Source organism: Enterobacter sp. AC1, assembly GCF_050434705.1.
Classification (GTDB): domain Bacteria; phylum Pseudomonadota; class Gammaproteobacteria; order Enterobacterales; family Enterobacteriaceae; genus Enterobacter; species Enterobacter cloacae_L.
Genome location: NZ_JBNDIZ010000010.1, coordinates 126,883 through 137,914, shown reverse-complemented (window position 1 = coordinate 137,914; position 11,032 = coordinate 126,883). Strand labels below are relative to the sequence as shown.

Genomic DNA, 11,032 nt, shown 5'->3' with positions numbered 1-11,032 from the left:
ACCTGACCCCATGCCGAACTCAGAAGTGAAACGCCGTAGCGCCGATGGTAGTGTGGGGTCTCCCCATGTGAGAGTAGGGAACTGCCAGGCATCAATTAGAAGAACCCCGTACCGTAAGGTGCGGGGTTTTTTGCTTTTGTTTTCTCCTCTCCCTCTCCCTGAAACTTTCTCACCTACGACTTGCAGACTCGACATTCCGATCGTTTCTCGGTATCGTTAGCTGTCTGGATGTCTAAACGTTTATACGTATATTGTGAGGAAGTCAGGTTATGCCGATTCGGGTGCAGGACGAGCTACCAGCCGTCAATTTCTTACGTGAAGAAAACGTCTTCGTCATGACGGCTTCACGTGCAACAGGCCAGGAAATCCGCCCGCTGAAGGTGCTTATTCTCAATCTGATGCCGAAAAAGATTGAAACAGAGAATCAGTTCCTGCGTCTGCTTTCTAACTCCCCGCTGCAGGTCGATATTCAATTGCTGCGGATCGATGCGCGTGAGTCACGTAACACGCCTTCTGAGCATCTGAACAACTTCTACTGCAACTTTGATGACATTCAGGGTGAAAACTTCGACGGACTGATTGTGACCGGCGCCCCGCTGGGTCTGGTTGAATTCAACGATGTTGCCTACTGGCCACAGATCAAACAGGTTCTGGAGTGGGCAAAAGATCACGTTACGTCCACGTTATTTGTCTGTTGGGCGGTACAGGCCGCCCTGAATATTCTTTATGGCATCCCCAAGCAAACCCGCACTGAAAAGCTCTCCGGCGTATACGAACACCACATTCTCCATCCACATGCTCTCCTGACGCGTGGGTTTGATGATTCTTTCCTGGCCCCGCATTCGCGCTATGCCGATTTCCCGGCGCAGCTGATTCGTGATTACACCGATCTGGAGATCCTTGCCGAAACAGAGGATGGTGACGCCTACCTGTTTGCCAGCAAAGATAAGCGCATTGCCTTTGTGACCGGACATCCTGAATACGATCCGCATACCCTCGCGTCAGAGTATTTCCGTGATGTCGAAGCGGGCCTTAATCCGGATGTGCCGTACAATTATTTCCCAAAAAACGATCCACAAAACAAACCAAGAGCGACCTGGCGCAGCCACGGGAATTTACTTTTTACCAACTGGCTCAACTATTACGTCTACCAGATAACACCATACGATCTGCGACACATGAATCCGACGCTGGAGTAATCTTCTGCATTAAACGATCCTAAAGCGTTTCAGCTAATCAGATCAGGCACCTTCGGGTGCCTTTTTTATTTCCGAAATACCGCTCATCATTCAACATAACTTTAATTTCATGAAAATCAATAAGTTGATTTCATTTAATAATTAAAATGGAAATTGTTTTTGATTTTAGAAAAAATATAGATAGTCTTAATTCTGCTGAGCGAAAACTACCCAACGATCTTTCGTTCGCATCGGGGGCGTGATTTTGGATCTTTGATGAGGAGCAGAGTAATGACTCAACAGGCAACGACGGTCGATGAACTGGCCTTTACCCAGCCGTATGGCGAGCAAGAACAGCAGGTTTTGACGCCAGAAGCGGTAGAATTTCTGACTGAACTGGTGACCCGCTTTACGCCGCAGCGTAATAAGCTGCTGGCGGCACGTATTCATCAGCAGCAGGAAATTGACGATGGCAAGTTGCCTGGTTTCATTTCGGAAACCGCTTCCATTCGCCGTGGCGAGTGGAAAATCCGCGGCATTCCTGAAGATTTACAGGATCGTCGCGTTGAGATCACCGGTCCGGTAGAGCGCAAAATGGTGATCAACGCCATGAACGCGAACGTTAAAGTCTTTATGGCCGATTTTGAAGACTCGCTGGCGCCGGACTGGCGTAAGGTCATCGAGGGGCAGATCAACCTGCGCGACGCCGTGAACGGCACCATCAGCTATACCAACGAAGCCGGTAAAATTTACCAGCTTAAACCGAACCCGGCGGTGCTGATCTGTCGCGTTCGCGGGCTGCATCTGCCCGAAAAACATGTCACCTGGCGTGGGGAAGCCATTCCGGGCAGCCTGTTTGATTTCGCACTCTATTTCTTCCACAACCATAAAAGCCTGCTGGCAAAAGGCAGCGGCCCCTATTTCTACCTGCCAAAAACGCAGTCCTGGCAGGAGGCGGCGTGGTGGAGCGAAGTGTTTAGCTACGCGGAAGACCGTTTTGACCTGCCGCGCGGCACCATCAAGGCCACGCTGCTGATTGAAACGCTGCCTGCCGTCTTCCAGATGAACGAAATTCTGCATGCCCTGCGCGACCACATCGTCGGCCTGAACTGCGGGCGCTGGGACTATATTTTCAGCTACATCAAAACCCTGAAAAATTACCCCGATCGCGTGCTGCCCGATCGCCAGGTCGTCACCATGGACAAACCGTTCCTGAGCGCCTACTCGCGTCTGCTGATAAAAACCTGCCACAAGCGCGGCGCCTTTGCGATGGGCGGCATGGCGGCCTTCATCCCGAGCAAAGACGCTGAACGTAACAATCAGGTGCTCAACAAGGTGAAAGCCGATAAAGAGCTTGAAGCACGTAACGGCCATGACGGGACGTGGATCGCGCATCCGGGTCTGGCGGATACGGCAATGGAAGTCTTTAACCGCGTACTCGGTGACAATAAAAACCAGCTGTTCGTTACTCGCGAAGATGATGCCCCGACGGCTGAAGAACAGCTGCTGGCACCGTGCGCAGGCGAACGTACCGAAGAGGGCATGCGCGCCAATATTCGCGTTGCCGTGCAGTACATCGAAGCGTGGATCTCCGGTAACGGCTGCGTGCCGATCTACGGCCTGATGGAAGATGCCGCGACGGCAGAGATCTCACGCACCTCAATCTGGCAGTGGATCCACCATCAAAAAACGCTCAGCAACGGTAAACCGGTGACCAAATCCCTGTTCCGCCAGATGCTGGCTGAAGAGATGCGGGTGATCCAGGACGAGCTGGGCGAACACCGCTTCAGCAGCGGACGTTTTGACGACGCCGCGCGCCTGATGGAGCAAATCACCACATCAGATGACTTAATCGACTTCCTGACCCTGCCGGGCTACCGCTTCCTGGCGTAACTCACCACATAACAATATGGAGCATCTGCACATGAAAACCCGTACCCAACAAATCGAAGACTTAAAGAAAGAGTGGACACAGCCTCGCTGGGAAGGCATCCGCCGTCCTTACAGCGCGGAGGAAGTGGTGAAATTACGCGGCTCGGTCAACCCGGAATGCACGCTGGCACAGAACGGTGCGGCGAAAATGTGGAAGCTGCTGCACGGTGGCTCCAAAAAGGGCTACATCAACAGCCTCGGCGCGCTGACCGGCGGTCAGGCGCTGCAGCAGGCGAAGGCGGGCATTGAAGCTATTTATCTCTCCGGCTGGCAGGTCGCGGCGGACGCTAACCTGGCCTCCAGCATGTATCCGGATCAGTCGCTCTACCCGGCTAACTCCGTGCCGTCGGTGGTGGATCGGATCAACAACACCTTCCGCCGTGCGGATCAGATCCAGTGGGCCGCCGGTATCGAGCCAAACGATCCGCGCTTTACGGATTACTTCCTGCCGATCGTCGCGGATGCTGAAGCGGGCTTCGGCGGCGTGCTGAACGCCTTCGAGCTGATGAAATCGATGATTGAGGCCGGTGCAGCGGCCGTTCACTTCGAAGACCAGCTGGCGTCAGTGAAGAAATGCGGACATATGGGCGGTAAGGTGCTCGTACCTACACAGGAAGCCGTGCAGAAGCTGGTTGCGGCGCGTCTGGCGGCTGATGTGCTCGGCGTGCCGACGCTGGTGATTGCCCGTACCGATGCGGACGCGGCGGACCTGATCACCTCTGACTGCGACCCGTACGACAGCGAGTTCATCACCGGCGAGCGTACCAGCGAAGGCTTCTACCGCACCCATGCCGGCATTGAACAGGCGATCAGCCGTGGCCTGGCGTACGCGCCTTACGCGGACCTGGTCTGGTGTGAAACCTCAACGCCGGATCTGGCGCTGGCAAAACGCTTTGCCGACGCCATCCACGCGAAGTACCCGGGCAAACTGCTGGCCTACAACTGCTCGCCGTCCTTCAACTGGCAGAAAAAGCTGGATGACAAAACCATCGCCAGCTTCCAGCAGCAGCTGTCTGATATGGGCTACAAATACCAGTTCATTACCCTGGCAGGCATCCACAGCATGTGGTTCAACATGTTCGACCTGGCGCACGCCTACGCGCAGGGTGAGGGCATGAAGCACTACGTTGAGAAGGTGCAGCAGCCGGAGTTTGCCGCGGGTAAAGACGGCTACACCTTCGTGTCTCACCAGCAGGAGGTGGGAACCGGCTACTTCGATAATGTGACCACGATTATTCAGGGCGGCACCTCCTCCGTCACCGCCTTAACGGGCTCAACCGAAGAAGCACAGTTCTGATTTTCCCCCCTCACCCCGGCCCTCTCCCCGAAGGGGCGAGGGGGGAAAACAGATTCGCACCAGACCGTTCCCTCTCCCCTTTGGGGAGAGGGCTAGGGTGAGGGGAATATATGTCGCGTGGCCTGGAATTACTGATTGCCCAAACTATTTTGCAGGGCTTCGATGCCCAGTATGGTCGTTTTCTTGAAGTGACCTCCGGCGCGCAGCAGCGCTTCGAACATGCAGACTGGCATGCGGTTCAGCAGGCCATGAAGCAGCGTATTCATCTCTACGACCACCACGTGGGTCTGGTGGTGGAGCAGCTGCGCTGTATTACCGACGGTAAAAGCCCGGACGCGGATTTTTTACTGCGCGTCAAAGAGCATTACACCCATTTGTTACCCGATTACCCGCGTTTCGAGATTGCGGAGAGCTTTTTCAACTCCGTCTATTGCCGGTTATTTGACCACCGCTCATTATCTCCTGAGCGGTTATTTATCTTCAGCTCCCAGCCAGAGCGACGCTTTCGAACCATCCCGCGTCCGCTGGCAAAAGATTTCTTTCCCGAGCGCGGCTGGGAAAAACTCCTGCACCGCGTCTTAACGGATTTGCCGCTGCGCTTGCCCTGGGAAAATAAAACCCGGGATATCGGTTATATCCACGCGCATCTCAACGAAACCTTCGGCGCGGAGGTGCTCAGCCGCAGCCACTTGCAGGTTGCCAACGAGCTTTTCTACCGCAATAAAGCGGCCTGGCTGGTGGGAAAATTGACTACGCCGACAGCCATCGTGCCATTTCTGTTACCCATTCATCGTACCGACGACGGGGAACTGTTTGTCGATACCTGCCTGACCACCAGCGCTGAGGCCAGCATCGTATTTGGCTTCGCCCGCTCCTACTTTATGGTCTATGCGCCGCTGCCTGCGGCGCTCGTAGAGTGGCTGCGCGAGATCCTGCCGGGTAAAACCACCGCCGAGCTGTATATGGCGATTGGCTGCCAGAAGCACGCCAAAACGGAAAGCTACCGGGAGTACCTGCGTTATGTCACTGCGGCCGACGAGCAGTTCATCGAAGCGCCCGGCATTCGCGGCATGGTGATGCTGGTGTTTACGCTGCCGGGTTTCGACCGGGTCTTTAAGGTGATTAAAGACAGATTCGCGCCGCAGAAGGAGATGAGCGCTGCGCACGTCCGCGCCTGCTACCAGCTGGTCAAAGAGCACGATCGCGTCGGGCGGATGGCGGATACCCAGGAATTCGAAAACTTTGTGCTGGATAAACAGCAGATCAACCCGGCGCTTATGGCGCTGTTAATGCAGGAAGCGCCCGCGAAAATCACCGATCTTGGTGACAAAATCGTGATCAGCCATCTCTACATCGAACGCCGCATGGTGCCGCTCAATATCTGGCTTGAGCAGTCCGAAGGTCAGACGCTGCGTGATGCCATAGAAGAGTACGGCAACGCGATTCGCCAGCTTGCCGCCGCCAATATTTTCCCTGGCGATATGCTGTTTAAAAACTTCGGCGTCACCCGCCACGGGCGAGTGGTGTTCTACGATTACGACGAAATTTGCTACATGACCGAGGTGAATTTCCGCGATATCCCGCCGCCCCGCTACCCGGAAGATGAGCTTTCCGGTGAACCGTGGTATAGCGTCTCGCCGGGGGACGTGTTTCCGGAGGAGTTTCGCCACTGGCTGTGCGCCGACCCGCGCATCGGGCCGTTATTTGAAGAGATGCATGAGGATCTGTTCCGCGCCAGCTACTGGCGCGGGCTGCAAACGCGGATCAAAAATGGGCACGTGGAAGATGTGTACGCTTACCGCCGCAAGCAGCGGTTTAGTGTCCGATTTTCTCCCTCTCCCGCAGGGTGAGGTCATCATGTTTTCTCCCTCTCCCTGTGGGAGAGGGTTGGGGTGAGGGCATCAGGCCGCTCTCAACCTTAACGGATCCCACCATACGCCAGCGTCACCTCTTTCGCCGCCTTAATCACCAGCGCACCCAGCTCGGTCACGCGGTCATCGGTCATCCGCGAAATCGGCCCGGAGATAGAGATGGCGGCAAACGGCTCGCGGTGCTCGTCGAAAATACAGGCCGCCAGGCAGCGCAGCCCCAGCGCATGTTCTTCATCATCAAACGAATAGCCGCGCTTGCGGGTCAGGGCCAAATCTTCTTTCAGATGCACCGGCGACACCAGCGTCGCGTGGGTATAGGCGTGTAGCCCTTTACGGTGCAGCAGCCCCGTCACCTGTTCCTCGCTCAGCTGCGACAGAAACGCCTTACCCGCCCCGGAGGCGTGCATCGGCAGCTTGCCGCCGATCGGCGCGGACATGCGCATTAGCTGCGTGCACTGCACCTGATCGATAATAATCGCCTGATGGTCGCTCTGGTCGAGCACCGCAAGGTTTACCGTCTCGCCGGACTCTTCCATCAGCTTGCGCAGAATCGGGTGCACAATCGCCAGCAGGTTGCGGCTCTGCAGGAAGCTGCTGCCGACGATAAACGCATGCGCGCCCACCGCCCAGTGCCCCAGCTCGCCGACCTGACGGACAAAGCCCAGCTGCTGCATGGTGGTCAGCAGCCGGTGCGTAGTGGAATTCGGCAGGCCCGCCTGCTGCGCCAGTTCCGTCAGGGCCACGCTGCTGTGCGACTCGGCTATCCACTCCAGCAGCTTCAGACCGCGCGTGAGCGATTGCACCTGTCCGCCCTGTGGTGCGGCGGTGGTGGCAGCAGGTTTTCTGCCGCGTTTAGCGGGAACGGTCGCGACCATGACGATCTCCTTTTTCTGTATCGTGGAAATCATTTTCGTTTTATTTGGTGAATTTGCAACCGTTATCCTGACTGATCGGAGGAGTGATGGTGAACATGTCTCATGTTACCCCTGAGCGGCTTTTCCACCCTGCGAGATTATGCCAGTATGGAACGCAGCCTTTTGGCCATGTTGAGCGTTGTCGGGAGCAAGTGTGAGCAGCAAAGTAGAGCAACTGCGTGCGCAGTTAAATGAACGAATTCTGGTGCTGGACGGCGGCATGGGCACCATGATCCAGGGCTATCGTCTGAGCGAAGACGATTTCCGCGGCGAACGCTTCGCTGACTGGCCATGCGATCTGAAAGGGAACAACGACCTGCTGGTGCTCAGCAAGCCGTCCGTGATTAAGGATATCCACAACGCGTACTTCGAAGCGGGTGCGGATATCGTTGAAACCAACACCTTTAACTCGACAACCATCGCCATGGCGGATTACCAGATGGAATCCCTGTCGGCGGAAATCAACTATGAAGCCGCGAAGCTGGCGCGCGCCTGTGCCGACGAGTGGACGGCCCGCACGCCGGAAAAACCGCGCTACGTGGCCGGGGTACTTGGACCCACCAACCGCACCGCGTCGATTTCACCGGACGTGAACGACCCGGCGTTTCGTAATATCACCTTTGACCAGCTGGTTGCGGCCTACCGGGAATCGACCAGAGCGCTGATGGAAGGCGGTTCCGATCTGATCCTGATTGAAACGGTGTTCGATACCCTCAACGCCAAAGCCGCGATTTACGCGGTGAAAGAGGAGTTCGAGGCGCTGGGCGTTGACCTGCCGATCATGATTTCCGGCACCATCACCGACGCCTCCGGCCGTACGCTGTCCGGCCAGACAACCGAAGCGTTTTACAACTCTCTGCGCCACGCGGAGGCGCTCTCCTTCGGCCTGAACTGCGCGCTGGGGCCGGATGAACTGCGCCAGTACGTGCAGGAGCTGTCGCGTATCGCGGAATGCTACGTCACCGCCCACCCGAACGCCGGTTTGCCAAATGCGTTTGGTGAGTACGATCTGGATGCCGACACCATGGCGGCGCAAATCCGCGAGTGGGCCGAGTCCGGCTTCCTGAACATCGTTGGCGGTTGCTGCGGCACCACGCCGGAGCACATCGCCGCCATGAGCAACGCCGTGGCCGGGTTGCCGCCGCGCAAGCTGCCTGAGCTGCCCGTTGCCTGTCGTCTTTCCGGCCTGGAGCCGTTGACCATCGGCGACGACAGCCTGTTTGTGAACGTGGGGGAACGTACAAACGTTACCGGTTCGGCGAAGTTCAAGCGTCTGATTAAAGAAGAGAAGTACAGCGAAGCGCTGGACGTTGCCCGCCAGCAGGTGGAAAGCGGCGCGCAGATTATCGATATCAACATGGATGAGGGAATGCTCGACGCCGAAGCGGCAATGGTGCGTTTCCTCAACCTGATTGCCGGTGAGCCGGACATCGCCCGCGTACCGATCATGATTGACTCCTCCAAATGGGAGGTCATCGAAAAAGGGCTGAAGTGCATCCAGGGCAAAGGCATCGTTAACTCCATCTCGATGAAGGAGGGGGTTGATATCTTTATCCACCACGCGAAGATGGTGCGCCGCTACGGTGCCGCCGTGGTGGTGATGGCCTTCGACGAAGTGGGCCAGGCGGATACCCGCGAGCGCAAAATCGAGATATGCCGCCGCGCGTACAAAATACTGACCGAAGAGGTGGGCTTCCCGCCTGAAGATATCATCTTTGACCCGAACATCTTCGCCGTCGCGACCGGGATTGAAGAGCACAATAACTACGCGCAGGACTTTATCGGCGCGTGTGAAGACATTAAACGCGAGCTGCCGCACGCGCTGATCTCCGGCGGCGTGTCGAACGTGTCGTTCTCGTTCCGCGGCAACGACCCGGTGCGCGAAGCGATCCACGCCGTGTTCCTCTACTACGCCATCCGCAACGGAATGGACATGGGGATCGTTAACGCCGGCCAGCTGGCGATTTACGACGACCTGCCAGCGGAGCTGCGCGACGCGGTAGAAGACGTGATCCTTAACCGCCGCGACGACGCGACCGAACGTATGCTGGACCTGGCGGAGAAATACCGCGGCAGCAAATCGGACGAGGCGGCCAGCGTTCAGCAGGCGGAGTGGCGCTCCTGGGACGTGAAAAAACGTCTGGAATACTCGCTGGTCAAAGGCATTACCGAATTTATTGAACTCGACACCGAAGAGGCGCGTCAGCAGGCCTCCCGCCCGATTGAAGTGATTGAAGGCCCGCTGATGGACGGCATGAACGTGGTCGGCGATCTGTTCGGCGAGGGCAAAATGTTCCTGCCGCAGGTGGTGAAATCCGCCCGCGTGATGAAGCAGGCGGTGGCGTATCTCGAGCCCTACATCGAAGCCAGCAAAGAGAAAGGCTCCAGCAACGGTAAAATGGTCATTGCCACCGTGAAGGGCGACGTGCACGACATCGGCAAGAATATCGTCGGCGTAGTGCTGCAGTGTAATAACTACGAAATTATCGACCTCGGCGTGATGGTCCCGGCGGACAAAATCCTCAAGACCGCGCGCGAGGTGAATGCTGACCTGATTGGCCTTTCCGGGCTGATTACCCCGTCCCTGGACGAGATGGTCAACGTGGCGAAAGAGATGGAGCGTCAGGGCTTTACCATCCCGCTGCTGATTGGCGGAGCGACCACCTCGAAAGCGCACACGGCGGTGAAAATCGAGCAGAACTACAGCGGCCCGACGGTTTACGTGCAGAACGCCTCGCGTACCGTGGGCGTGGTCTCCGCGCTGCTCTCCGACACCCAGCGCGACGATTTTGTGGCGCGCACCCGCAAAGAGTACGAAACCGTTCGCATCCAGCATGGCCGTAAGAAGCCGCGCACCCCGCCTGTTTCACTTCAGGCGGCGCGCGACAACGATCTGGCGTTTGACTGGTCCAGCTATACGCCGCCGGTCGCGCATCGTTTGGGCGTGCAGGACGTAACGGCAAGTATCGAAACGCTGCGCAACTATATCGACTGGACGCCGTTCTTTATGACCTGGTCGCTGGCGGGCAAATATCCGCGCATTCTGGAAGATGAGGTTGTCGGTGAAGAGGCGAAGCGCCTGTTTAAAGACGCCAACGACATGCTTGATAAGCTCAGCGCGGAGCAAACCCTTAATCCGCGCGGCGTGGTCGGTCTGTTCCCGGCGAATCGCGTGGGCGACGATATCGAAATTTATCGTGATGAAACCCGCACCCACGTGCTGGCGGTCAGCCGCCATCTGCGCCAGCAAACCGAAAAAGTGGGCTTTGCCAACTACTGCCTGGCCGATTTCGTGGCACCTAAGTTAAGTGGTAAAGCCGACTATATCGGTGCCTTTGCGGTAACCGGCGGTCTGGAAGAAGATGCGCTGGCGGACGCGTTCGACGCGCAGCACGACGATTACAATAAAATCATGGTGAAAGCGATTGCCGACCGCCTGGCGGAAGCCTTCGCCGAGTACCTGCACGAGCGGGTGCGCAAGGTGCACTGGGGCTACGCGGCCAATGAAAACCTCAGCAATGAGGATCTGATCCGCGAAAACTACCAGGGCATTCGTCCGGCACCGGGCTATCCGGCCTGTCCGGAGCACACCGAAAAAGGCACTATCTGGAAACTGCTGGACGTGGAAGCGCATACCGGCATGAAGCTCACCGAGTCGTTCGCCATGTGGCCGGGCGCGTCCGTCTCCGGCTGGTACTTCAGCCATCCGGACAGCAAGTACTTTGCCGTGGCGCAGCTGCAGCGGGATCAGATCGAAGATTATGCCCTGCGCAAAGGAATGAGCGTTGCTGAGGTTGAGCGCTGGTTAGCGCCGAATTTAGGCTACGACGCGGGCTGAGG

Annotated in this window: 6 protein-coding genes and 1 rRNA gene; 6 read left to right on the top strand and 1 reads right to left on the bottom strand. The window is 57.1% G+C overall.

Annotated elements, in window-relative coordinates; translation table 11 throughout:
• The 5 genes from rrf to aceK all read left to right on the top strand — a co-directional run.
• A 5S ribosomal RNA gene (gene rrf, locus M2433_RS21705) occupies positions 1 to 90 on the top strand; the annotation flags it as partial.
• Between the two features lie 179 nt (positions 91 to 269).
• Positions 270 to 1,199: a homoserine O-acetyltransferase MetA gene (metA, locus tag M2433_RS21700; RefSeq protein ID WP_023334115.1), complete on the top strand. Its 930-nt coding sequence runs from the start codon at positions 270 to 272 to the stop codon at positions 1,197 to 1,199.
• A gap of 270 nt (positions 1,200 to 1,469) precedes the next feature.
• On the top strand, positions 1,470 to 3,071 hold the full coding sequence (gene aceB, locus M2433_RS21695; RefSeq protein WP_429057577.1) for a malate synthase A: 1,602 nt from the start codon (positions 1,470 to 1,472) through the stop codon (positions 3,069 to 3,071).
• Positions 3,072 to 3,102: 31 nt separating this feature from the next.
• The gene (gene aceA, locus M2433_RS21690; RefSeq protein ID WP_429057576.1) at positions 3,103 to 4,407 is read left to right on the top strand and encodes an isocitrate lyase; all 1,305 of its coding nucleotides are present in this window, start codon (positions 3,103 to 3,105) and stop codon (positions 4,405 to 4,407) included.
• Positions 4,408 to 4,517: 110 nt separating this feature from the next.
• Entirely contained in the window at positions 4,518 to 6,257 is a 1,740-nt protein-coding gene (gene aceK / locus M2433_RS21685; RefSeq protein WP_429057574.1) for a bifunctional isocitrate dehydrogenase kinase/phosphatase, read from the top strand.
• A 68-nt stretch (positions 6,258 to 6,325) separates the two neighbouring features.
• Here the strand turns inward: aceK and iclR are convergent, their stop codons facing one another.
• Positions 6,326 to 7,153, bottom strand: a complete 828-nt coding sequence (gene iclR / locus M2433_RS21680) for a glyoxylate bypass operon transcriptional repressor IclR (protein WP_429057572.1) — start codon at positions 7,151 to 7,153, stop codon at positions 6,326 to 6,328.
• 193 nt (positions 7,154 to 7,346) lie between these two features.
• Between iclR and metH the strand changes: the two genes are divergently transcribed.
• On the top strand, positions 7,347 to 11,030 hold the full coding sequence (gene metH / locus M2433_RS21675; protein WP_429057570.1) for a methionine synthase: 3,684 nt from the start codon (positions 7,347 to 7,349) through the stop codon (positions 11,028 to 11,030).
• Positions 11,031 to 11,032 lie beyond the last annotated feature (2 nt).